Genomic DNA, 22,807 nt, shown 5'->3' with positions numbered 1-22,807 from the left:
ATTTCCAACTGTCTGAACGTTTACTGCGAAAGTACCTGCTGTAATATCCAAAAATGCAGCAACAACTAAACAAATGGTAATGAAAGCATAAAGAGTGAACATTATCTTACCTTTTTGGCTAACATTACTTCTTATAACTTCTCCGATAGATTTACCTTCATGTCTTAAAGAAGCAAGTAATGAACCGTAATCATGCACACCTCCGAAGAATACGCATCCGAATATAATCCATAAATACACAGGCAGCCAGCCGAACATAGTAGCAATAATAGGACCTGTAATAGGACCGGCTCCAGCTATTGAAGAAAAATGGTGTCCTAATAATACTTTAGCATCTGTAGGAACATAGTCTCTGCCATCAGGTCTAGTATGAGCAGGAGTCTTTCTGCCCGGATCTACACCCCATTTTTTCGCTAGATATGAACCGTAAGTTATATAGGCTATGAAAAATATAATCATACCTAACAATAGAAGAATGAAAGCATTCATTTTTATCTCCTTAAAAATTTTATTATTTTATAACCTCCTAAAAATCTGAAAGAAGAACTTTTAATTCTTTTTTTCGCATTTTAGGTAAGTATACATCTTTATCTGTCATTGAGACTATGGCATATTGAGTTTCTGACCAACCATGAAACAATAATTTGTAATTAACTTTATAGAAGAACTTTTTAGTCATTTTTTCCCATTCTTTTTCTAATGGGCTTTCAGTTACTATTATTCCAGTGATTACACTTCTTTTATGAAATTTATTCGGATTTGCTAATATAGGAGTTAACCTAACCAGCATGTTTTGGAAATTTTCTATATCTTCTTTTTTCAATTCTTTAATGAATCTCAAAAGCATGTGTTCAAATACAGAATAACCTTCATAGACAGTTGATTTTGTAATAAATGACTTGAAAAAATCATTTCTATGGAAAGCATATAGATCGAAATATTCATCTTCTTTACTTATTTCATAATCTAAATCAAAATGTCTCATAAGTTTTTCGGAAATGTTAAATATATACTTTTTTACATTTTCATTATCTATGTGAAGTTTTGCCATTTTTATTCTCCATGTTATATATTATATATAGATTTTTTTCATTGTCAAATTTTTATACATATTAAATAGTAATGATTATTATATGCTAATAAGTTTATATTGGTTTTATTATACATTTTAGATATAAAAGTTGTTATTAAAATTATTATGGCAAAAAATTATTTTATTTGCATACTAAATAAATTTTATTAATTTATTTTAGCTGTTTTGTATGTATATATTAGATAAAATATCTTTCATTTTTTTCATAGCTAAAGCTCTATGACTCATAGAATTTTTTTCTTCTAAACTCATTTCAGCATAAGTAATACTATATCCATCAGGTTGGAATATTGGATCATATCCAAAACCATCAAAACCTCTGGGATTTTCTATTATTTTTCCATTAACTCTGCCTTCAACTGCTATATAGTAATTATCATCTAATATGCATACAGCAGAAGTTATAAAATAGGCACTTCTATCTTTTTTGTCTTTTAATTCATCTATAAGCATTTGCATTTTTTCTTTGTAGCCTAAATTTTCACCACCATATCTTGCAGAGTATATTCCAGGATTTCCATTAAGGGCATTTACACATAGTCCTGAATCATCAGCCAATGAAGGTAATTTTGTATGATTATATACAGTTCTTGCTTTTATAAGAGAGTTTTCAATAAATGTTTTTCCATCTTCTATTATTTCTCCTATATCTGAAGGCATAGGCAATATATCTTTTATAGCATTTCCTTTGAATAATTCTTCTATTTCTTTTAATTTATGTTTATTCGATGTTGCTATCACTAATTTTTCAAGCATATCAATTTCCTTTTATATTAAAAAACAGATAAAAATCTTTTGAATTAGGTATATAATATTCCATAACATTTCCAATAATAGTATATCTATTTTTAGGAGCGTAGTTTTCTATAATGTCCGTAAAAACTTTACTATAGTTTTCTATATTGCATTTTACCTTAATAAACTTTCCTCCTTTAATTTTCCATTTAGTCCATCCGTTAGGAGGTATGGAATTTTCTTTTACTTCAACACCTGCCATGTATTTTCCAATTTCACCCCAAGGAGCAAAAGTTTCATCTATATCATTCATTATACCCCATATACCAGCCAAATTATTATTTTCATCTATTTTTACTAAATCAATTATATCTTTAATATTTTTGTTAAAATTTTGCCATAATGGAAGAACCCATTCAGAATGCTTTTCACTTTCACCGGAATTTACCTTTCCAATTACTTCAAAATCTCCTTTTTCAACTATTTCTATATCCATAAAGATTTACTCCAAATTATTTTATAATAATATAATGAAAATAAGTTAAATTGTCAAAATTTATGATATTATTAATTTTATTTAATCATATATCATATTATTTATATACGATTTTAGATAGTAGAACATATTAATTTTTTTATATTCTATTTTTATACTTGTTTGGGGTTTGAATGTTTTATCTAATTCAAAAATTTTATTATCTATCATAATATTATGATTTGCAGATGTACCTACAAATAAATTCAAATTGTCAATTATAGTATTAATATTATTTATTTCCATATAATCATCAGTAAGTACAAAATTTTCATCTTCTTTAGGTTCCGGAATACCGGTGCCATAAGAAACAAATCTTGTTTTTTCTAAAACAATATTATTATTTTTATCCAATATATAATAATCTCTAATTTTACTTTGATTTACAGAATGAATATAAGAAATTATAAATTCTTGTTTATTTATTTTTAATATCATACTAGTTCTATTATCTTTTGTACTGTATAGTAAAAGCCTTTGAAATATTGGCAGAAAAAATAAAACAATAATTATGATAATTACAACTAAAAATTTAACAATTTTTTTCAATATTATTTTATTCATAATAATTCAAGTATTTAATAAATATTAAATTTCATATCCTAATTCTTTATAATATTTTAAAGCACCAGGATGGAATGGTACTGATATTCCTTTATATGAATCTTCTATACTAAATTCTTTAGCTTTTTCATTAACAAGAGCTAAGTCATTTTGTTTATCAAATAATGTTTTCATCAAATTATAAACTATATCTTCCGGCATATTATTATTAACAATAATAGATGCTTTTACAGCAACAGCTTCGGTAGCATTAGTAACATTATTATAAGTGTTAGGCGGTATTGTAACTTTTGAGTAATATTTATATTTATTAATCATTTCATCCATTTGTATTTTGTCTAATGAAATTAAAACTATTTCTGTATTTAATGATAGTTCCTGTAATGCCGCATTAGGTATACCTGCTACTATAAAACAAGCATCTAATGTGTTATTTTTTAAACCATCACTTGATAATGTGAATGATAGATTTGATTTATCTATATCATTAAAGCTGAATCCGTATGCTTCTAATATTTGTTTAGCATTAAATTCGACACCGCTTCCAGAATCCCCAACTGATACTCTTTTTCCTTTCAAATCTGCTATAGTTTTTATTCCGCTTGATTTTGTTGCAGCTATTTGCACTACTTCCGGGTACAATGTAAGCATTGCAGAAAAATTAGTTAATGTTTCACCATTGAATATATCTGTTCCATTGTAGGCATAATCCATAACATCATTTTGGGCAAATGCAATATCAGCTTCATTATTTTCCAACAATCTTAAATTTTCTGCAGATGCTCCAGTTGATATTGGAGTAATATTCATATTTTCTATACTAGAATTCCATATATCTGATATACTGTTTCCAAATGAATAGTATGTACCGCTTGTTCCTCCAGTAGCAAAAGTATAGTTATAGCTTTCTTTTTTTTTACATGAGATAGTTAATAATAATAAAACAATAATACTAATAATAATTTTATTATTTATATTCATAAAGGATGCTCCCATTATTTTTTATTGTATGATTATTTAATATATATCTCATATTGTTAAAAGTCAATTATGAAAATTAAATAATTATGATATACTATTGACATTAATAAATTATACAGTATAATTTACTTATTAATAATAAATATTATTAAGAGATAACTTGTGAGGAGTGTTATAATGCCAAGTTTTGCAAATCCATTTAATGCTAATGTTAATAGAAAGGTAACAAAAGAAGAATTAATACAATCTATAAGACTTGATATAGCAGGTGAACTTGAAGCTATATATTTATATGATGCTCATGTTATGGCTACAGATGATCCTGTTGCAAAAGCAGTATTAAGCGATATAAGAGACGAAGAGAAGGCACATGTTGGAGAGCTTATGGCTTTATTAAGACATTTAGATCCTAAAGAAGCTGAACATTTTGAGGCAGGACAATTAGAGGTAAAAGAGATGATGGAGGAGCTTGGAATAAAAGAACCTAACTTATCCGGTCTTACAGTAGGAAGTTTAAAAAATGATAAGTAATATTTTTAAGGAGGAAGTATATGGATTATTTAGCTAGAGAAAGTTCGCCATTTGAAGAAAGTTTTTGGAAAGATATAGATAAAGTTGTTGTTGAAACTGCAAGCAGAATTCTTGTAGGAAGAAGATTTTTATCAATTTATGGTCCATTAGGTGCTGGTGCTATAAGTGTGCAATATGATAAAAGTGACAGAGAGGAAGTATTTGAGGATGGTTTCGTTAAAACATCAGGAAGAAAATCAGTTGAGCTTCCTCAATTATATCAAGATTTTACCCTGTTATGGAGAGATTTAGAGAATAATATTTCTAATAAACTTCCTTTAGATTTATCTATAGTATCTCAGGCATCTCAGGTGCTTGCAAATAAGGAAGATAATTTAATATTTAATGGAAGTGATTTTCTTGAATTAAAGGGTATTTTAAATGCTGACGGTGTTCAGAAATTAAAGATATCTGATTGGTCTCAAGGAGAAAATCCTTATACTGATATAGTAAAAGCTATAAACATGATTAGAGAAAAAGGTATTGTCGGAAGATTTGTATTATGCTTAAGTCAGTCATTGTATTTTGATTTACAGAGAATACAGCAGGGTACTGGAATGACAGAAGCTCAGAGAATTTCAAATATGATATCTGATTTATATAATGTTCATGTTATAAAAGGTAAAAAGGCAGCATTACTTTGTGCTGAACCTCAGTATATGGATTTAGCTATAGGAATAGATATATCAACTTCATATTTAGAACAAAAAGATTTAAATCATAGCTTTAGAATAATGGAAACAATTATACCTAGAATAAAAGATACTAATGCAATAGTTGTTTTAGAATGATTTATATTTCATAATAATAACTCTTTATAGCGAATATTTTTATTTTAATCCTGCATCTTTCTTTGATAGGTGCAGGTTTTTTATCTTAAGATTGTTTTTTTATCAAAATATTATATAATAAAAAATAATGTTAGCTTTAATTCAAAATAAATTAGCTTTATGTTCTTATAAAGCAAGCAAGCAAGCAAATTTTTTAAATCCTAAGTCAATTTATATCTTATTTTATAGGTACACATTCTTATTACAGCATAATTTTATTTATAAAAGATATCTAAACATCATTCTATTTTTTCAAAATTAAATTAATAAAGGAGTTTTAAATGACTAAAGAAAAATTAGATAAAATTAATAAGATTGTATGGTTTATACCATTTAAATGTTTAAGAGATAGTATTAGGAAAAAATTAATAAATAAAGAAAATAAAAAATGGATCAATGAATGTATAGAAAAATATAATGCATTAAATGAATATTGCAGATTTCCAATAGAAGCTAAGAACAATTGGTATATATTTGGAGAAAATACATCAAACATTGGATTTGATGCACATTATTTATATCATCCAGCTTGGGCAGCACGCTGTTTGAAAGAAATAAATCCAGAGAAACATATAGATATATCTTCTATTACGCATTTTTGTACGATTGCTTCAGCATTTATACCTATAGATTATTATGAATATAGACCGCCTAAAATATATAATTTAGAAAATTTTGGAACATATTCATGTGATATAAAACAACTTCCTTTTGAAGATAATAGTATTGAATCTATATCTTGTATGCATGCTATAGAGCATATTGGATTGGGAAGATATGGTGATGAAATAGATCCTGATGGTGATTTAAAAGGTATAAATGAATTAAAAAGAGTAACTAAAAATGGTGGTAATATACTTTTTGCTGTTCCAGTTGGTGAGCCTAAAGTTCAATATAATGCACATAGAATATACTCTTATGATATGATAATTGAATATTTTGAAGGATGTAAGTTAATAAATTATTCATTAATACCTGATAATTCTTTAGAAGATAATGTAGGGATAATAAATAATGCCACAAAAGAATTAACTGATAAACAAAAATATGCTTGCGGATGTTTTTGGTTTCAAAAGATTTAACAATATTGTTTTTTTATAAAAATATTATATAATAAAAATAATGTTATATTTAATTCAAAATCAATTAGCTTTATGTTCTTATAAAGCAAGCAAGCAAGCAAGCAAGCAAGCAAGCAAGCAAGCAAGCAAGCAAGCAAGCAAGCAAGCAAGCAAGCAAATAATATTTTCAAATTTACACAATATCCTATTATCTTTTATAGGAACCGCGTTTTATTGCACAATTTTATTCCAAATGAAATCTTATTCAAAAATAGTAATACCTTTTTGGAGGATTAAATGCCGTATCACTGTGAATGTCAGCAATGTATAAATAATGAATTCAATCCGGAAGATTATATAATAAAAAAAGAAAATTTTAAAATACTTGATAAAGAACGTCCTTTAGGGATATCTGGACATTTAAGAGTTAAAGATGAAGCTATGAGTGTTGCAGAATGTATAGATTCATGTATAGATGCCTTGGATGAACTTATAATAACATATAATAAATCATCTGACAATACAGAAGAAATATTAAAAGAATATGAAAAAAAATATCCGGATAAAATAAAACTTTATTTTTATGAGCCTATTCTATTTAAATATAATGAAGATGAACATATAAGAAAATATTCTGCTGTACATTACTTCTATAATTATACAAATTATGGTTATTTAAAAATAAAGTACAAATATTATATGAAAATAGATGCTGATCAAATATATTTTACAGAAAAACTTCTTGAAATTCGTGATGCTTTGCTTTCAAATATTGATGTTTCAGAAATACTTAATAGATTATTAAAAATAGATAAAATTTCTTGGTATATACCAATTAAGAAATTGAGAAATAATTTTAGAACTCATTATGTAAAAAAATTATTTAATATAAAAGATAAAGATTATAAATTTAATGGCGTTGAAGAACTTCTGAATTTAAAAGATTTTATCATATATTCAAGGATCAAGCATGGTGACGATTATTGTTTGATGTTTGGAGGATTTGATTTAGTTTTGAATAATAATTCTTTTTGTTTAAATACATCGAATGTTTATAATAGTTGTTATGGAGATCATTTTATTATTATTCCTAGTATAAAATATATTTATAATTTGAATGATTCAGGATTGGAGGTTTTGGATCCTCCGAATAATCATTGTATTGCAGGATTGGCTTGGGTTCATCTTGGAAGTGTAAAAAGAGGATATAATGTTAATAGTGGAATTGAAGTTAGAGATATAGCTAAAATGTCAATAAAAGATATATTGCAGTATATAGAAGGAAAAGATTACAGAGACATAAAAAAAGATTTTACTATAAAATATTTTGATAATGATAAAAAATACATAAATGATGAATTTTATGATAGATATTTAAAAAAGTCGCTTGAATATGCAATTGAACACTATAAAGATGAAATAAAGAGACTTTGGTAAATTTATCTGTATTTTATTATGCGTTCTGATATTATTCCTATAAGTATTGTAGACGAACCTAATATAATAAAGAATATCCAAGTATTAATTCTAAAGTAAAAATATTCAAAGTATCTTATATACATATTAAGTATAATAAAGAATATTGAATATTTTACTATAGAGGAAATTTTTAATTTATATCCTATTATAAAAGTAATAATATTTGACAATAAAAATAATGAACTATATATAATAATATATGGATTTCCATACTCTTTAAGAATTATTGCATAATCATAATTACCAAATACTGACATAAATGCCAATATTATATTTAAATATAATAATCCTATTGTGTAATAAATTGATGAAAATTTTAAATATTTTCCCCCTAATTTTTTATTTATATCTGTGATTCCAACTAAAAATATGAATATGCTTGTTATTATGAATCTTATATAATCATTAAGTCTTAAGTCTATGCCTGATATATCAAAGCCTTCAATACCATACCAAGTAATAATTGCTACTATAGCTATTGATAATACAGCATAATTTCTTTTTATATATGCTATTATGAAAAATAGTATTATACTTATAAGAGATAAAAGAATAAAATTATCTTTATTATTAGTGATAATATATGAAATAGTAAATATATCAGCTGATAAAAATATAGATGATAAGGCTATTACAGCAGATGAAGTTTTCGGCAAATATATTTCTTTTCTTTTTAGAATCTCATCTATTATAAATCCCGATATAAAAAGCATAAAAAATAGAAATGCTATAAAGTAAAGAGAAAAAATATAAAAACTTATAAAAGATATGAATCCCAAAGATACCATTACAATTCCTGTTATCATTATGGCTCTTATTATGGGCTGCCAATTTATATAATCATCTTTATATTTTTTAGATAATATTTCTAATTGTTCATTTGTAATAAGATTGTCTTTATTCCATTTTTTTAATTCTTTTAATATAAATCTGTTTTTACTGCTCATGATTAGTAGTCTTTAAATATTTCTTTTTTCATATATTTTATATTATCTAAAGTATATCTGGTGTAATCATTGTTTCCATCGGGAGATTTCATTGTTCTTAAAACTCTTATATATTTTATGAAATTTTTAAAATTATCTATTAAGTTATTCGGAATAATCTTTTTAATATCATCTTTTATATTATCATTAAAATCTTTGCTGTTTTCAGATATTATCATGTCGCACAATTCATTTTTATTTTGAAAAAAACTTTCTAAATTATTATTTTCCAAATATGAAATAAGATCATTTAATTTATTTACAATTAATTGTATATTTTGGTTATTCATAATTATTACTATCCAATTTTATAATCTATATTATATAATTTAATATATAATCAAATAATTTCAATATAAAATTATTTTTATTAAAAAAATAATAGTATATGCTTCTGGTAAAGTAAAATATATTTACATTTATAGCTTGTTATTGATGCTTAAAATATATATAAGTATTATATGTATAATAAAATATATAAAAATATAATATTTAAGTAAATTTTTTGTAAATTAAATGTAAATTATATTGACAAAATTTGTATTTAGGCTATACTTATAATTGTAAAGATAATTTACATATATAGATGATAAAAAAGATAAAAAATGACAATAAAAGGAGATTTATTATGACTAAAAAATTATTTGCTTTATTAATAACATTAACTATAATTTCTACTTCAAATGCTTTTGCTGATTGGGTAGTTCCTGCTTCTTCACTTCCTCAAAATGCTAGAAGCTTTATACAGCAAGTTTATCCTGGCGTACAAATATGGAAAGTAGAAAGAGATGATGGTAAATTTGAAGTGAAATTATCAAATGGTGCTAAAATAGACTTTTTATACAATGGAGATTGGCATAGCATAGATGGTGAATATAATGCAGTACCTTTTAATGCTTTACCTGCTAATATAGCAAACACTGTAAGAAATACTTATCCTCAGGCTGCTGTTATAGATGTAGAAAAAGAATGGAGCAGCTATAAAATTAAATTAAATAACTTTATGGAATTATTTATTACAGCTGACGGACAATTAATGGGACAAAAATTTGATGATTGATAAAAATATATAATACTGATTATTTATTGAAAAATACTAAAAATAGAGGGAGTTATAAAATTAGCTTCCTCTATTCTTTTTTTAAAAGTTTAGTATTTATTTTGTATTATCAGGTCTCAAAGAAGCCTTTAAATTTGAGAAAAACTCTTCTTCATTCATAGCCATTTCTTCTGGAAGATTTTTACTCATTTCCTCTAAAAATACAGAAGGAGTACATTCTACTTTTCTGCCCATTTTTGTTCTGCTTCTGCAGTAGGTGAGTGTTAAATGTTTTTTAGCTCTAGTCATAGCTACATAGCATAATCTTCTTTCTTCTTCCAATCCATTTTCATCCAAACTTTTTTGATGAGGCATAATACCATCTTCCATACCGCATATATAAACATAAGGAAATTCTAATCCCTTAGCAGCATGTATACTCATAAGCATAATACCCTTCTTTTTATCCTCATCCTCGTTTTGTTCTTCTATACTCATTAATAAAATTCTATCTAAATAATTTTTTAAAGTAGCATTTTTATTGGATTTTTCATATTCAAGTATGCCGTTCATAAGAGATTCAACATTTTCCATTTTTTTAGCACCTTGTTCTTTAGTATCGCTTGAATTCAATACTTCATTATGATAAGCAATAACATCCAAAAACTTATTTATATTTTCATATAGTTTAGGACATTCAATATCATTCTTATCAACTGTAAATAAATTATGATAATGCTCTATAATTTCAAGAAAATCTTTTATACCTGCTTTAGCTTTAGGAGAAATTTCTTCTATACTTTCATAGTCAAGCAAAGTTTGATATAATGAAGATTCATTTTTTATACTAATTTCATTTAGAGTATTTATTGCCACTGCTCCTATTCCTCTTTTTGGTATATTTATAACCCTAAGCAGAGAAACTTCATCTTCCGGATTAACGAATAAATTAAGATAGGCTAGTATATCTTTAATTTCTTTTCTTTCATAAAATTGAAAAGCACCTACTACGGTATAAGGAAGCCCTCTAAGCCTGAAGGCCTCTTCAAAGAGTCTTGACTGAGCATTCATTCTAAAAAGAACAGCAAAATCTTCATAATTTAATCTTTTGCTTATAGAATAATTTATTATAGAATCTGCTACAAACTGAGCTTCTTCTCTTTCATCTTCGCAAGGCATTATAACAGGAGGTATGCCTTCTTCTCCCTCTGCAACTACTTCCTTGTTTTTTCTCTGTATATTATTGCTTATTACTGAATGAGCGGCCTCAAGTATAGCTTTTGTACTTCTGTAATTTTTTGTAAGCGTTACTATTTTTGCATCCGGATATTCATTTTCAAAAGAAAGCATATTTGATACATCAGCACCTCTGAATGCATATATACTTTGATCATCATCTCCTACAACGGCGATATTTCTATATTTTGATGCAAGCAAACTTGTGAGTTTATACTGTGCAAAATTAGTGTCTTGGTATTCATCTACCATTATATACCTGAATCTTTCCTGATACTTTTCAAGAACTTCCGGAAACTCTACATATAAATCTATTGTTAAATTTATGAGATCATTAAAATCAACTGCATTATATCCTTTTAAATATGTTTGATAAACTTCATAAACTCTTTTTGCTATTTTTTCCAAATCGTCATGAGGTTCTACTTCATAAGGCTTCATCAAATTATTTTTATATCTGTCTATATACCAAGCAAATAAATTCTCATCATAATTGAGAGTATTAATTTTTATTTCTCTTAAAATATTTCTTATTAAAGTACGGCTGTCAGATGAAGAGTATATACTGAAATTATTTTTATATCCTAGTTTTTCAATGTCTCCTTTTAATACCCTTACACAAAACGAATGGAAAGTGCTTACTACTAATTGTTTAGGCTTTTCTTTTAACAGTTTTGTTATACGTTCACGCATTTCCGCTGCTGCTTTATTTGTAAATGTAACAGCTAATATTTGGCTTGGAAGTACTCCATGCTTTATTAAATATGCAATTCTTTCTGTTATTACTCTTGTTTTTCCTGAACCTGCACCGGCTAATGCAAGTAATGGACCGTTTATATGTTCTACTGCTTGTCTTTGTTCTTCATTTAACATTAATGCCATATTTATAATCACCTCTTATTTTGAAGAGTTATTATATATTATATTAAAATAATGTAAAATTTTTAATATTGAAATTTATTTGTTTAATTGTATATAAATATTATGAAAAATATATTATTGATTTTATCAGCATTATTATTTATATCATGCAGTAATTCTTTTTATAAAGAAGGTTTATCTTATGCTTTAATTGTTTCTTCAAAAAAAGGACATAATAATTTAGTAAATATATTATTGAAATTAAATGCTGATATAAATATGAAAGAAAATGAATACGGATATACTGCTTTAATGGAAGCCTCATTAAAAGGCTGCATAGAAATAGTTAATATACTGTTAGAGCATAATGCAGATGTAAATATAAAAAACTATGACGGACAAACTGCTTTAATGCTTGCTTCATCAAAAGGACATACTGAAATAGTTAATATGCTATTAGATTATAATGCTGATGTAAACATTAAATGCGATAATGACCGTACTGCTTTGATAGAAGCTTCTGTAAATGGATATACAGAAATAGTTAATATTTTAGTAGATAATGATGCTGATATAAATGTTAAAAGTTATGACGGACGTACTGCTTTAATAAGAGCTTCTCAAAAAGGGTACGAAGAAATAGTAAATATATTATTAAATCATAATGCCGATACAAGTATACAAGATATGTCTGGTTTTACTGCATTAGATTATGCTTTAGAATCAGGAAATTCTAATATAATAAAAATGCTTGAAAACAATTAATTAAAAAATAAAACTCAATATAAAGAGCAATCACTCTATATATTGAGTTTTAAATTATAAAAAATTATAGTGAAGAAAATTAAAGTCTTACTATATCTCTAGTTATTTCTTTTAAACTGTGAACGCCGCACATAGTCATAGCATCTTCAAGTTCAGCACCTAATTGAGCAGTATAAGATTTGACTCCTTCTTCTCCTCCGCCGTAAGCTGCTATTACAAAAGTTCTTGCAATAACAACACCGTCAGCACCAATAGCAAGAGCTTTTAATATATCAGCACCGCTTCTAATTCCTCCGTCTACTAATATTTTAATTTGTCCTTTTACAGCATCAGTAATTTCAGGAAGAACTTCAGCAGTAGATGCACATTGATCTAATACACGGCCTCCATGATTGGATACTATTATTGCATCAGCTCCGGCTTCAACAGCTTTTTTGGCTCCTTTAGCAGTCATTATACCTTTTACTATAAATGGTCTTTGAGCAGTTTCTTTAATTTGTCTTAATTCATCTATAGTTTTGCTTCCTGCTTTTGGTGTAAGATTTTTTAAGAAAGGAAGTCCTGCTCCATCAACATCCATAGCCACAGCAAAAGCATTTGAATCAGCAACTAATTTCATTTTTTCTTTTATAACATCTATATTCCAAGGCTTAATAGTAGGAATTCCGATTCCATTTTGTTTTTTTATCATAGTAGTAGCTGAAATCATTACATTAGGATTAACTCCGTCTCCTGTGAAAGCTGCAATTCCTGCTTCATAGCATGATTTTACTAGTATGTCATTGTATTCTTCTTCTGTGTATTTATTTCCATAGTGAAGCTGAACTGCACCCACAGGACCTGCAAATATAGGATATTTAAATTTTTTTCCGAATAACTCAAAAGAAGTATCTACATCTTCATTAGAACATATAGTGTCCATATTGAGTCTTATTTCTCTCCATTTATCATAATTTCTAATTGCAACATCTCCTATTCCTTTTGCACCAGGACCAGGCATACAATCTCTGCAAACTCTTCCATTACAAATTGCACATGCTTTACAGAAGCCCATGCAGTCTTTTGCTGCTTCTATAATTTCTTTATAAGTCATAAAATTCCTCCGATATAATTAAACGTATAATAATGCACAACAATAATACTAAATATAAAAAATAAAACAAGTAAATTATTATTGTAAACACTCAATATAATTTTATATGGTGTTAAATTATTTTTGTATTATAATATTATAATTTATGTAAAATTAATAAACTATGATAGGATTTAAAAATGGCAAAAATATCTAATTATCTTTTTAGCAAACATATAGAAAAATGTAAAATATCATTAAAAGCTTTTGAAGAAAGAGAAGTTTCGGAGCTAAAAGATGATTTTAAAGAAGAAGCAGAAAAAATTCTATACGAGGCAAATAATTTTTTAAATAGCATTGATGCATTCAATTATTCTGATTTTGATGATTTTAACAGCAAGGCAGAAAATTTTAATGATGAATTAAACAGAATACTTGAAACATTTTATATAAAAGAGCCTGACGAACTTTATACTTATAACAGGTTTATTGAGTATTTTCATTATGATAAAACTATGTTTAATGATGAAAATGATGAAATTGATATTAATGATTTACATACTTTAGATGAATATTTCGATTGTAACACTAACGGAGTTGCTTTAAACAATATGGGATCATATCGATATGCTATAGATAAATATAGTGAAGCTATAGACTTGATTGATTATTATGCATTAGCTTATTATAACAGAGGACTTGCTAGAAATAATTTAGGATTTTTTAAGAAAGCTATAAAGGATTATGACAAAGCTATAGAATTAAGTAAAAATTATAAAGATGCTTATTATAATAGAGGACTTGCTAAAAATCATGCTGGCTTACACAAGGAAGCTATTGAAGATTATAATAAGGTTATAGAGTTAGATCCCAATAATATAGATGCATATAATAATAGAGGAGTTTCCAAAAATTATTTACATCTTTTTGATGATGCTATGAAAGATTTTAATAAGATTTTAGAGTTAGAGCCTAATAATTATTGTGCTTATAGCAACAGAGGCAATTCTAAAAATGATTTGGGACTTTATAAAGAAGCTATTGAAGATTATGACAAAGCTATAGAAATTAATCCAAATTATTCAGATGCTTATTATAATAGAGGAAATTCAAAAAAAGAGTTAGGGTTATTTAAAGAAGCTATAGAAGATTATAATAATGCTATAAAATGGGAACCTAACGACATAAATGCTTATATGAATAGAGGAAATGCTAAATATGATTTAGAATTATATGAAGAAGCTATAAAAGATTATGAGAAAATTATAGAATTGGACTCTAATTATGTAGATGCTTATTATAACAGAGCAAATGCAAAAAGAGAGCTGGGTTTATATAAAGAAGCTATAAAAGATTATGATAAAGCTATATATTTGAATCCTAATTATAGTGATGCATATAATAATAGAGGACTTGCTAAAAGTGAGTTAGGAATGTATGAAGAAGCCATAAAAGATTATGAAGAATCTATAGATTCATGTGCTGATAATCCGGAAGCATATTATAATATAGGAAGTGCTAAGTATGATTTGGATCTTTTAAAAGAATCAATTAAATATTATGATAAGGCTATAGAATTAAGACCAACTTACAGTGAAGCATATAATAACAGAGGACTTTCTAAAAATGATTTAGGATTATATAAAGAAGCTTTAAAAGATTATGATAAATCTATAGAGTTAAATCCTAATGACAGCAATACTTATAATAATAGAGGGCTTACTAAATATAAGTTAGGCTTGTATAAAGAAGCTATAAAAGACTATACTAAGGCTATAGAATTGACTCCTGATTATACCAATGCTTACGGAAACATAGGAAGTGCTAAAGACGAATTAGGACAGTATAAAGAAGCTATAAAGGATTATGATAAAGCTATAGAATTAGAACCAAATACGGCTTATTTATATAATGATAGAGGCTGGGTTAAGAAAAATGCAGGACTATATAAAGAAGCTTTGAAAGATTATAAAAAAGCTTTAGAATTAGATCCTGATAATGAATATGCAATGAGCAATATACAAAGTCTTAAAAAAGAACATGGATTGAAATAAAATTTATTTTTATTATAAATTAGTTTTATAGGAAATTATATTATGAATAATAGTATCGAAGAATTATTAAATAAAGCTAAAGAAGCATTTGAAAATAGAGAGTATGAAAAATCTATTGAATATATTGATAAAGTTATATTTTACAATGGTGATTCTTATGATCTTTATCATAATAGGGGATTATCAAAATTAAACTTGGGTTTATATGAAGAAGCTATAAAAGATTTTGAGAGAGCTATTGAATTGGGTTATGACGGCGAAGCTGTATATTATGATAGAGGCTTGGCAAAATTATATTTAGCTTTATATGAAGAAGCTATAGAAGATTTTAACAGAGTTTTGCAAATAAATGATAATGATATTGATTCCCGCATTAATATAGGTCTATGTTATCTTTACATGAAAAAGTATAAAGAAGCTATAAATATTTATGACGAAGTAATAGCAGATTTTCCTGATAATATTAATTCTTATAATAACAGAGGATTATGTAAGTTTTATTTATCTCAATTTGAAGAAGCTATAAAAGATTTTAATAAAGTTATAGAATTAGATGAAAATGATACAGTAAGTTTTGCATATAATACTATTGGTTTATGTAAATACAATTTGAATGAATTTGATGAAGCTTTAAAATGCTATGAGAAGGCTATAGATATAAATCCTAATCTCATTAATGCTTATCATAATATTGCTTTGATAAAACATTCTTCTGGATTTGACGATGAAGCTTTATCTTATTTAAATAAGGCTTTAGAAATAGATCCTGATAATATTGAAACATATTTAAAAATTTATTCTATAAAATTAGGTTTAGGTTTAGAACAGGAAGCTAATGAATATTTAAATAAAATTATAGAAATGTATCCTAATGACATTTATATTTATGATAGAATAGGAAATATAAAAATTGATGCCGGATATATAGAGGAATCTTTAGAATATTTAAAAAAAGCATTAGAAATAAATCCTAATTTTATTGATGCATATTATGATATTGCTTTTGCTTTGCATAAATTAGATTTAAATAATGATGCTTTGGAATATTTAGAAAAAGCACTTGAAATTTATCCGAATAGTTTAGAGACTTATTTTAAAATATTTTTAATTAAAAGAGCTTTAAAAGATTATGAAGGAGCTTTATCTTGTTTAAATGAAATACTTGAAATAGATAATAATTATATTAATGCTTATAATGAAATAGCTTTAATAAAAATAGAATTAAAATTATATGATGAAGCTTTATATTATTTGGATAAAGCTTTGGATATAGATAATCATAATGCTGAAATATACAATAGTATTGGCTTAGTGTATCATTATAAAAGAAATTATGAAGAAGCTATAAAATATTTCAATAAATCTTTAGATTTAAATACTTCTATGGCTAGTGCATATTATAATATTGGTTTATCCTATTATGAAATTCATAATTATGATAAGGCAATTCAATATTATAATAAAGCATTGGAAATAGATCCTCAATATTCTTCTGCTTATATCAATATTGGACTCATTGAACATAGTTGCGGTAAATATGAGGAAGCTATTAACTATTATAAAAAGGCATTAAAAATATATCCTAATTATGCTTTAAGTTATTATAATATAGCTCTTGCTGAAATGAGTTTAGAAGATTATAAAAATTCTTTGGAAGATTTTAATAAAGCATTAGAATTAGGCTATGACGAGGCAGATGTTTATATTAATATAGGACTTATATATTCAAGGCAGGGTATATATGATCAAGCTATTGAGTATTATAATAAAGTATTAGAAATAAATCCTAATGAAGTTAATGCTTATTATAATATTGCCTTTTGTTTATCTAATATGAATAAATATGAAGAAGCTTTACAAATATATGATAAAGTTATAAGAATGTATCCTAGTAATTTTGATGTTTATTATGAAAGAGGATATATTAAATATAGAGCATCAAAGTATGAGGAGGCTATAAGAGATTTTGATATTATTATAAATGTAAATTCTAAACATTATAATGCTTATTATTATAGAGGATGTTCAAAAAAATATTTAAAGAATTATGATGAGGCTATAAAGGATTTGAATAAAGCTATAGAATATGATCCGAATAATCCTAACTATTACAGTGAAAGGGCTTCTTGTTATGATTATTTAAATAAATATAGAGAAAGCATTGAAAATTATGATAAAGCTATTGAATTAAAAGATGATGATTGGTTTTTATATATTTTAAGAGCTAAAGAGAAATTTCTTTTATCAAAGGAAAGTAATTCAGAAAATAAAACAAATGAGAAGAAATCATTTTTTAATAAAATTATATCAAAAATGCATCAATCAAAAAATTATACTGATTTAGAAAAGTCGGCATTAGATGATTTGGAAAAATCTTATAAGTTAGCTTTAGAAGATGAATTTAATCTTATGGTATTTAAAGATATTATAAAAGATGAATTTACTGATATAGAGTTGGCAGCTGAATTTTGTAAAGTTAAAAATATTTCTTTATAAAGTTAAAATGAATTTTATTATTAATTAATAAATAGTTATAGGAGTTAAAAATGGCAACAATGACTAATTTTCTATTCAGTCAACATTTAAAAGAATCTAAAAACAAATTAGAAAATTTGCAAAAAGAATTAAATAAATGTGTAGAAGAATTTAATGATTTTTTAAATAATATTGATGCAGAAAATTATTCTGATTTTGATGATTTCAATGACAAGGCAAAAACTTTTAATGAAGAATTAAATAAAATAATGTCAGATAAAAAACATTTTATAGTCAGTTTTACAAATATAGTTGATAATAAGAAAGAAGTTGATATTGATCGTTTAAACAATCTTACTGATTATCATGATTATAATTCTAAAGGTATTTATAAAAGTGCTAATGGAGAATATGCAGAAGTTATAAAATATTATGATGAGGCTATAAAGTTAAACCCTAATATGGCAGATGCTTATTATAACAAAGCTATTGCTAAAACTAAACTTGGACTTTTAAAAGAAGCTATAGAAGAATATGATAAGGCTATAGAGTTAAGAGCTGATTATACATATGCTTATTATAACAGAGGACTTCTTAAAAGTGATTTAGGACTTTTAGAAGAAGCTATAAAAGATTTTGACAAAGCTTTATCAATAGATCCTAATTTGTTTGATGCTTATAATAATAAAGGAGTATTAGAAAATGAGTTGGGACTTTTTAAAGAAGCAATAAAAGATTTTAACAAAGCTATAAAAATATCAGATAATGATGCGGTTATTTACAACAACAGAGGTAATTCAAAATATAATTTAGAGCTTTATGAAGAATCTATTAAAGATTATGATAAAGCTATAAAATTAAATCCTCATTATGCTTTTGCATATAATAATAGGGGAAACGCCAAAGATAATTTAGGTCTTTATGAAGAGGCTTTAAAAGATTATAAGAAGGCTTTAAAATTAGATCCTAGTAATGAATATGCCAAAGAAAATATAAAATATCTTAAAGAAGAATATGGTTTGAAATGAAGATGCAATATTACAAAATATTTTTACATAAGTTTATAAATTAAATATCTATTTATCTTGTAACTGTTTCAAAATTATACCCAAGAAAAGTTTTCCAAGCTGGATCATTAGGATTAGATGCATTAGGAATTTTTAAAGTTTTTAGCTGAGTACTTGAAAAAATTTTCCCATCAAAAGTTATATCATTAGGAGATGTTCCTAAATATGTAACAGTAGTTAATTGAGATCCGCTTGAACCTGAAAATGCACCGCTTTTTATAACCTTAACAGAATCAGGTATTTTTACTTCTTTCAAATTTTTATGAAGTCCATTGAAAGCGAAATCTTCTATAATTGTAATAGTGTTTTCTGGAAATATAAAATTAATCACTATATTTTCAGAAGGTTTTCCCATAAACATAGAACTATTTATAATACCATTTTGAAACTCAATATTTCTTATATCCATAGTTATATCAGATATACCAATTTTCTCTGCCTCATCGATTACCAAACATGATACAGAATTTTTCTGCGAATATTCAACTTAGGCACACCTATAAATATGAGTTTATAATAACCATTATCTTTATAATATTGCTGAAGTCTATCTCTTATCTTACTGCTTATAACAGAATCCTCAAGCCCTACATCAATACCGTATTTCATTACCTCTTTATCAAGAATATCAATAGGAGAATTAAAATCAGAACATGAAATTATTAATACTAATGAAAATATTGTTATTATAATTTTTTTAATCATATATATTTCCTAATCTATTATGATATCATTATAATACAAAAAATCAACAAATAAGTTTTATATAAAAAAACTTTATAAAAAACTTTTGACTTTAATTTAATAAAAGAAATAAAAAAATAAAGCCAAAAGTTTATATTTTGTAATATATGTATATTACTGTTTTCTTACTTCAGTAAAAGTTCCTCCTAAGAAAGTTTTCCAAGCAGGATCATCAGGATTATCAGCATTAGGTACTATCAATGTTTTTAAATTTACACAATATGACAATGCATCATTATTATTTATATCCGTTGGAGAAGTACCATAATAAGTAACTGTTGTTAAATTAGGGCAGCTTGAAAATGCTCCCATTCCTATAGTTTTAACAGATGCAGGTATAGTTATTTTATCTCTAGCTTCACTTTGAGCAAATGCTCCAATACCTATTGATATTACAGAATTGGGTATAACTAATTCTTTTAAATATTCTAAAGCTAGAAATGCATAATCTCCTATAGTTTGAATACCATTACCTAATGTTAATTTTATTATACTTTGAGAATTCTGAAATGCCCTCTCTTCTATTGTAATTACAGAATCTGGTAATGTTATTTCTCTTATGTTGTATAAATAATCAAAAGACATGCTTCCTATTGTTTTTATCTTATCTTCTGGAAATATAAAATTAAGATTTATAGTATCATCAATAGTTTCTCCAGAAAACATACCAGTATTTATAGTTTCATTTTGAAAATCAATATTTCGTATATCAATATCTATATTTTTAGCATTATTAACTTTCATAGCTGATTTTACTATTAAAATAGAAAGAGATTCCGTTCCCCCTATATAATTTTTAGGAATGCCTGTAAATATCAATCTATATGAAGTCATCTCTTCATAATAGGCTTTTAAATTTTCTTCTATCTTTTGGCTTATTACGGCATCATCAAGACCTATATCTATACCGTATTTTGATATTAATTCTTCTTCTGTTGGTCATGATGGAGGAATTGGTTCTACAGTACCGCCTCCAGACTGGTCATTTCCTCCGCTATCTATAGAAGAATTACCGCTTGGCGATATAATTTCTGCTGAACATGATACAAATACTAATGCCGACAACAATATCAATAAAATCTTTTTAATCACGGTTTATCCTCAACTTATAATATAAATTAATAATCATTTTATAATAATAACAAAAATTATAAATAATATAATTTAAGTATAAAAAAAAAACAGCAATAGAAATTACTATATTATAAAGATTTTTATTTAATTTATTTTTTATTATAGAATAAATTTACATAAAATATTTTATATATTAACGAATAAAACTGCCCAAACAAATATAGTTTATAAAAAATAAATTCCTTAATTTTAAATATTTGCCCAAAGTTCTTTTATTGGTAGCCAAAAATACAGAAATTGATAAATTCTAATTGTTTATCTATACCCTATGATATTAAATACAAAACTATTAAATAACAAAAAAACTTATACTGCCCTATTTGATTAAAACAGTATAAGTTCATTATTTTTGCAGTATGATAATTATAATATATCTTTTATTTCTACAATTATAGAACCTTCTTTAGGATTATTAACTGTTACTAATTGAATACCTTTTACTTCAGTTTCTCTATTTTTAACTTCTGCTATATAATAATTGGCAAATGCAACAGGTTTATATCCTAAGTATAGTTCAACATCATAATGATATTCTTGAACTTTTTTAACCAATGCCATTTCTTCTTCTGTTCCTTTTTCTATTTTTTTAGTATTATCTACAGCACTGTTAAATGTCCTTATAAATCTATCAGCCTCTAGAGAATTAAGTATTCTTATAGTTGCTTCCTCTGCACTAGAACATCTTATTCCGCCCAACATACCTTTACCTATGTCTTCAATTATAGTAGTCGCATTAAACTTATAATTTTTCATATTACTATTATCATAAGGAACATTTACCATTATTAATTCATAGCGAGGTGCAGGATTAAGAACAGCAGGTACAGTTCTAGATATATAGGCATAATCTACACTGTTAGATTCTTTTTTTCCTAGATAAAGCATTAATTCCCTTTTTGCACCTTCTATTTTTGTAGCTTTATCAAATATCTGCTGTATTTCTTCACTTACAGTAATTTTTTGAAGAACATTTATTTCAAAACTTCCTAACATCATAAAAAAACTCCTTAAATTTATTTTTTAATTAATAATTTAATATTATAAACATAATATATGATAATCTCTTTATGTTTACTATAAAAAAACACTTATACCATTTAATAGACTTAAACAGTATAAGTTCGATATTTTTTAATTATAATATATTTTCTACTTCCATAACTTTAGAACCATCTATAAGGTCATTGATTACTACTAATTGAATATTTTTTATTCCAGTTTCTATATTTGTAGCTTCTGCAATATAGTAATAATTACCGCCTGTTGTAATTTGTTCTCCTAAATATAGTTTAGGTTCATAATCAAATCTTTTAACTTTTTTAACTATTTCAGTTTCTTCTTTCATCTCTTTAGTTTTATTAATAGTACTTTCAAATAGATCTATTAAATAATCAAATTCTTTGTTTAAGAGCCATAGATATTGCACACTTTTAGTTTAAAAAAAGAAGGTATTCCTTATAATTTAAATTATCACAAATAAACAAAAGGAATACCTATGAAACAATATAATACAAATCAGAAAAAAA

Annotated in this window: 25 protein-coding genes; 9 read left to right on the top strand and 16 right to left on the bottom strand. The window is 25.5% G+C overall.

All coding sequences use genetic code 11. The annotated features are described in order from the left end of the window. The 6 genes from Q0J90_RS02565 to Q0J90_RS02540 all read right to left on the bottom strand — a co-directional run. Nucleotides 1–489, bottom strand: a 489-nt coding sequence (locus Q0J90_RS02565; protein ID WP_297276420.1) for a carbon starvation CstA family protein, incomplete at its 3' end; no start/stop codon positions are given. 37 nt (nucleotides 490–526) lie between these two features. After that, entirely contained in the window at nucleotides 527–1,051 is a 525-nt protein-coding gene (locus Q0J90_RS02560; protein ID WP_297276419.1) for a hypothetical protein, read from the bottom strand. A gap of 198 nt (nucleotides 1,052–1,249) precedes the next feature. Further along, on the bottom strand, nucleotides 1,250–1,849 hold the full coding sequence (gene rdgB, locus Q0J90_RS02555) for an RdgB/HAM1 family non-canonical purine NTP pyrophosphatase (RefSeq protein WP_297276418.1): 600 nt from the start codon (nucleotides 1,847–1,849) through the stop codon (nucleotides 1,250–1,252). A gap of 1 nt (nucleotide 1,850) precedes the next feature. Next, nucleotides 1,851–2,324 carry a GyrI-like domain-containing protein gene (locus Q0J90_RS02550; RefSeq protein WP_297276417.1) on the bottom strand — a complete coding sequence of 158 codons (474 nt, stop codon included), beginning with the start codon at nucleotides 2,322–2,324 and terminating at the stop codon, nucleotides 1,851–1,853. Between the two features lie 81 nt (nucleotides 2,325–2,405). Continuing rightward, nucleotides 2,406–2,927 carry a DUF1850 domain-containing protein gene (locus Q0J90_RS02545; protein ID WP_297276416.1) on the bottom strand — a complete coding sequence of 174 codons (522 nt, stop codon included), beginning with the start codon at nucleotides 2,925–2,927 and terminating at the stop codon, nucleotides 2,406–2,408. A 24-nt stretch (nucleotides 2,928–2,951) separates the two neighbouring features. Next, nucleotides 2,952–3,908 carry a TAXI family TRAP transporter solute-binding subunit gene (locus Q0J90_RS02540; RefSeq protein ID WP_297276415.1) on the bottom strand — a complete coding sequence of 319 codons (957 nt, stop codon included), beginning with the start codon at nucleotides 3,906–3,908 and terminating at the stop codon, nucleotides 2,952–2,954. Between the two features lie 177 nt (nucleotides 3,909–4,085). On the opposite strand from Q0J90_RS02540, the gene Q0J90_RS02535 reads away from it, so the two are divergent. The 4 genes from Q0J90_RS02535 to Q0J90_RS02520 all read left to right on the top strand — a co-directional run bounded on the left by Q0J90_RS02535 (nucleotide 4,086) and on the right by Q0J90_RS02520 (nucleotide 7,806). Next, a complete protein-coding gene (locus Q0J90_RS02535; protein ID WP_297276414.1) occupies nucleotides 4,086–4,439 on the top strand; it encodes a demethoxyubiquinone hydroxylase family protein in 354 nt (117 codons plus the stop codon). Nucleotides 4,440–4,459: 20 nt separating this feature from the next. Further along, nucleotides 4,460–5,269 carry a family 1 encapsulin nanocompartment shell protein gene (locus Q0J90_RS02530; RefSeq protein ID WP_297276413.1) on the top strand — a complete coding sequence of 270 codons (810 nt, stop codon included), beginning with the start codon at nucleotides 4,460–4,462 and terminating at the stop codon, nucleotides 5,267–5,269. Between the two features lie 320 nt (nucleotides 5,270–5,589). Continuing rightward, nucleotides 5,590–6,390: a DUF268 domain-containing protein gene (locus tag Q0J90_RS02525; RefSeq protein WP_297276412.1), complete on the top strand. Its 801-nt coding sequence runs from the start codon at nucleotides 5,590–5,592 to the stop codon at nucleotides 6,388–6,390. Between the two features lie 276 nt (nucleotides 6,391–6,666). After that, complete coding sequence (locus tag Q0J90_RS02520) at nucleotides 6,667–7,806, top strand: glycosyltransferase (RefSeq protein WP_297276411.1); 1,140 nt, start codon at nucleotides 6,667–6,669, stop codon at nucleotides 7,804–7,806. A 2-nt stretch (nucleotides 7,807–7,808) separates the two neighbouring features. Here Q0J90_RS02520 and Q0J90_RS02515 read toward each other — a convergent pair whose 3' ends face one another. Continuing rightward, entirely contained in the window at nucleotides 7,809–8,795 is a 987-nt protein-coding gene (locus Q0J90_RS02515) for a DUF2157 domain-containing protein (RefSeq protein ID WP_297276410.1), read from the bottom strand. A 2-nt stretch (nucleotides 8,796–8,797) separates the two neighbouring features. Beyond that, nucleotides 8,798–9,124 carry a hypothetical protein gene (locus Q0J90_RS02510; protein ID WP_297276409.1) on the bottom strand — a complete coding sequence of 109 codons (327 nt, stop codon included), beginning with the start codon at nucleotides 9,122–9,124 and terminating at the stop codon, nucleotides 8,798–8,800. Between the two features lie 338 nt (nucleotides 9,125–9,462). Here Q0J90_RS02510 and Q0J90_RS02505 point away from each other — a divergent pair, with 338 nt between their 5' ends. Beyond that, entirely contained in the window at nucleotides 9,463–9,894 is a 432-nt protein-coding gene (locus Q0J90_RS02505) for a PepSY-like domain-containing protein (protein ID WP_297276408.1), read from the top strand. 96 nt (nucleotides 9,895–9,990) lie between these two features. On the opposite strand, the gene Q0J90_RS02500 is transcribed toward Q0J90_RS02505, so the two are convergent. Then, a complete protein-coding gene (locus tag Q0J90_RS02500) occupies nucleotides 9,991–11,991 on the bottom strand; it encodes an ATP-dependent helicase (protein WP_297276407.1) in 2,001 nt (666 codons plus the stop codon). A 102-nt stretch (nucleotides 11,992–12,093) separates the two neighbouring features. Between Q0J90_RS02500 and Q0J90_RS02495 the strand changes: the two genes are divergently transcribed. Continuing rightward, a complete protein-coding gene (locus Q0J90_RS02495; RefSeq protein ID WP_297276406.1) occupies nucleotides 12,094–12,735 on the top strand; it encodes an ankyrin repeat domain-containing protein in 642 nt (213 codons plus the stop codon). 79 nt (nucleotides 12,736–12,814) lie between these two features. Here Q0J90_RS02495 and Q0J90_RS02490 read toward each other — a convergent pair whose 3' ends face one another. Continuing rightward, on the bottom strand, nucleotides 12,815–13,828 hold the full coding sequence (locus Q0J90_RS02490; RefSeq protein WP_297276405.1) for an alpha-hydroxy-acid oxidizing protein: 1,014 nt from the start codon (nucleotides 13,826–13,828) through the stop codon (nucleotides 12,815–12,817). Nucleotides 13,829–14,007: 179 nt separating this feature from the next. Here Q0J90_RS02490 and Q0J90_RS02485 point away from each other — a divergent pair, with 179 nt between their 5' ends. Genes Q0J90_RS02485 through Q0J90_RS02475 form a run of 3 tightly spaced genes read left to right on the top strand, consistent with a single transcriptional unit; the run spans nucleotide 14,008 to nucleotide 19,364 of the window. Further along, nucleotides 14,008–15,861 (top strand): tetratricopeptide repeat protein, encoded by a 1,854-nt coding sequence (locus tag Q0J90_RS02485; protein ID WP_297276404.1) that lies wholly within the window; start codon nucleotides 14,008–14,010, stop codon nucleotides 15,859–15,861. 42 nt (nucleotides 15,862–15,903) lie between these two features. Next, nucleotides 15,904–18,357 carry a tetratricopeptide repeat protein gene (locus Q0J90_RS02480; protein ID WP_297276403.1) on the top strand — a complete coding sequence of 818 codons (2,454 nt, stop codon included), beginning with the start codon at nucleotides 15,904–15,906 and terminating at the stop codon, nucleotides 18,355–18,357. A gap of 50 nt (nucleotides 18,358–18,407) precedes the next feature. Next, nucleotides 18,408–19,364, top strand: coding sequence for a tetratricopeptide repeat protein (locus tag Q0J90_RS02475; protein WP_297276402.1), 957 nt, complete (start codon nucleotides 18,408–18,410; stop codon nucleotides 19,362–19,364). A gap of 52 nt (nucleotides 19,365–19,416) precedes the next feature. On the opposite strand, the gene Q0J90_RS02470 is transcribed toward Q0J90_RS02475, so the two are convergent. The 6 genes from Q0J90_RS02470 to Q0J90_RS02450 form a co-directional block, all read right to left on the bottom strand. Continuing rightward, entirely contained in the window at nucleotides 19,417–19,857 is a 441-nt protein-coding gene (locus tag Q0J90_RS02470) for a leucine-rich repeat protein (RefSeq protein WP_297276401.1), read from the bottom strand. Further along, the gene (locus Q0J90_RS02465) at nucleotides 19,851–20,108 is read right to left on the bottom strand and encodes a hypothetical protein (RefSeq protein WP_297276400.1); all 258 of its coding nucleotides are present in this window, start codon (nucleotides 20,106–20,108) and stop codon (nucleotides 19,851–19,853) included. The genes Q0J90_RS02470 and Q0J90_RS02465 overlap by 7 nt, the downstream gene beginning before the upstream one ends. Before the next feature lie 153 nt (nucleotides 20,109–20,261). Then, on the bottom strand, nucleotides 20,262–20,981 hold the full coding sequence (locus Q0J90_RS02460) for a leucine-rich repeat domain-containing protein (RefSeq protein ID WP_367173830.1): 720 nt from the start codon (nucleotides 20,979–20,981) through the stop codon (nucleotides 20,262–20,264). 105 nt (nucleotides 20,982–21,086) lie between these two features. Further along, nucleotides 21,087–21,239 carry a hypothetical protein gene (locus Q0J90_RS14695; protein ID WP_304332866.1) on the bottom strand — a complete coding sequence of 51 codons (153 nt, stop codon included), beginning with the start codon at nucleotides 21,237–21,239 and terminating at the stop codon, nucleotides 21,087–21,089. 405 nt (nucleotides 21,240–21,644) lie between these two features. Further along, nucleotides 21,645–22,277, bottom strand: a complete 633-nt coding sequence (locus Q0J90_RS02455) for a hypothetical protein (RefSeq protein WP_297276399.1) — start codon at nucleotides 22,275–22,277, stop codon at nucleotides 21,645–21,647. A 139-nt stretch (nucleotides 22,278–22,416) separates the two neighbouring features. Further along, nucleotides 22,417–22,707: a hypothetical protein gene (locus tag Q0J90_RS02450; RefSeq protein WP_297276398.1), complete on the bottom strand. Its 291-nt coding sequence runs from the start codon at nucleotides 22,705–22,707 to the stop codon at nucleotides 22,417–22,419. Between the last annotated feature and the right edge of the window lie 100 nt (nucleotides 22,708–22,807).

The sequence above is a fragment of the uncultured Brachyspira sp. genome, assembly GCF_944390595.1.
Classification (GTDB): domain Bacteria; phylum Spirochaetota; class Brachyspiria; order Brachyspirales; family Brachyspiraceae; genus Brachyspira.
This window is presented reverse-complemented; position numbering and strand designations above follow the sequence as displayed.

Coding starts and splice junctions, on each gene's coding strand:
- Q0J90_RS02515 (WP_297276410.1), bottom strand. CDS start 8,795: ATGAGCAGTAAAAACAGATTTATATTAAAAGAATTAAAAAAATGGAAT.
- Q0J90_RS02490 (WP_297276405.1), bottom strand. CDS start 13,828: ATGACTTATAAAGAAATTATAGAAGCAGCAAAAGACTGCATGGGCTTC.
- Q0J90_RS02520 (WP_297276411.1), top strand. CDS start 6,667: ATGCCGTATCACTGTGAATGTCAGCAATGTATAAATAATGAATTCAAT.
- Q0J90_RS02480 (WP_297276403.1), top strand. CDS start 15,904: ATGAATAATAGTATCGAAGAATTATTAAATAAAGCTAAAGAAGCATTT.
- Q0J90_RS02485 (WP_297276404.1), top strand. CDS start 14,008: ATGGCAAAAATATCTAATTATCTTTTTAGCAAACATATAGAAAAATGT.
- Q0J90_RS02535 (WP_297276414.1), top strand. CDS start 4,086: ATGCCAAGTTTTGCAAATCCATTTAATGCTAATGTTAATAGAAAGGTA.
- Q0J90_RS02560 (WP_297276419.1), bottom strand. CDS start 1,051: ATGGCAAAACTTCACATAGATAATGAAAATGTAAAAAAGTATATATTT.
- Q0J90_RS02525 (WP_297276412.1), top strand. CDS start 5,590: ATGACTAAAGAAAAATTAGATAAAATTAATAAGATTGTATGGTTTATA.
- Q0J90_RS02510 (WP_297276409.1), bottom strand. CDS start 9,124: ATGAATAACCAAAATATACAATTAATTGTAAATAAATTAAATGATCTT.
- Q0J90_RS02505 (WP_297276408.1), top strand. CDS start 9,463: ATGACTAAAAAATTATTTGCTTTATTAATAACATTAACTATAATTTCT.
- Q0J90_RS02455 (WP_297276399.1), bottom strand. CDS start 22,277: ATGATGTTAGGAAGTTTTGAAATAAATGTTCTTCAAAAAATTACTGTA.
- rdgB (WP_297276418.1), bottom strand. CDS start 1,849: ATGCTTGAAAAATTAGTGATAGCAACATCGAATAAACATAAATTAAAA.
- Q0J90_RS02465 (WP_297276400.1), bottom strand. CDS start 20,108: ATGATTAAAAAAATTATAATAACAATATTTTCATTAGTATTAATAATT.
- Q0J90_RS02540 (WP_297276415.1), bottom strand. CDS start 3,908: ATGAATATAAATAATAAAATTATTATTAGTATTATTGTTTTATTATTA.
- Q0J90_RS02545 (WP_297276416.1), bottom strand. CDS start 2,927: ATGAATAAAATAATATTGAAAAAAATTGTTAAATTTTTAGTTGTAATT.
- Q0J90_RS02495 (WP_297276406.1), top strand. CDS start 12,094: ATGAAAAATATATTATTGATTTTATCAGCATTATTATTTATATCATGC.
- Q0J90_RS02530 (WP_297276413.1), top strand. CDS start 4,460: ATGGATTATTTAGCTAGAGAAAGTTCGCCATTTGAAGAAAGTTTTTGG.
- Q0J90_RS02460 (WP_367173830.1), bottom strand. CDS start 20,981: ATGACTTCATATAGATTGATATTTACAGGCATTCCTAAAAATTATATA.
- Q0J90_RS02550 (WP_297276417.1), bottom strand. CDS start 2,324: ATGGATATAGAAATAGTTGAAAAAGGAGATTTTGAAGTAATTGGAAAG.
- Q0J90_RS02500 (WP_297276407.1), bottom strand. CDS start 11,991: ATGGCATTAATGTTAAATGAAGAACAAAGACAAGCAGTAGAACATATA.
- Q0J90_RS02475 (WP_297276402.1), top strand. CDS start 18,408: ATGGCAACAATGACTAATTTTCTATTCAGTCAACATTTAAAAGAATCT.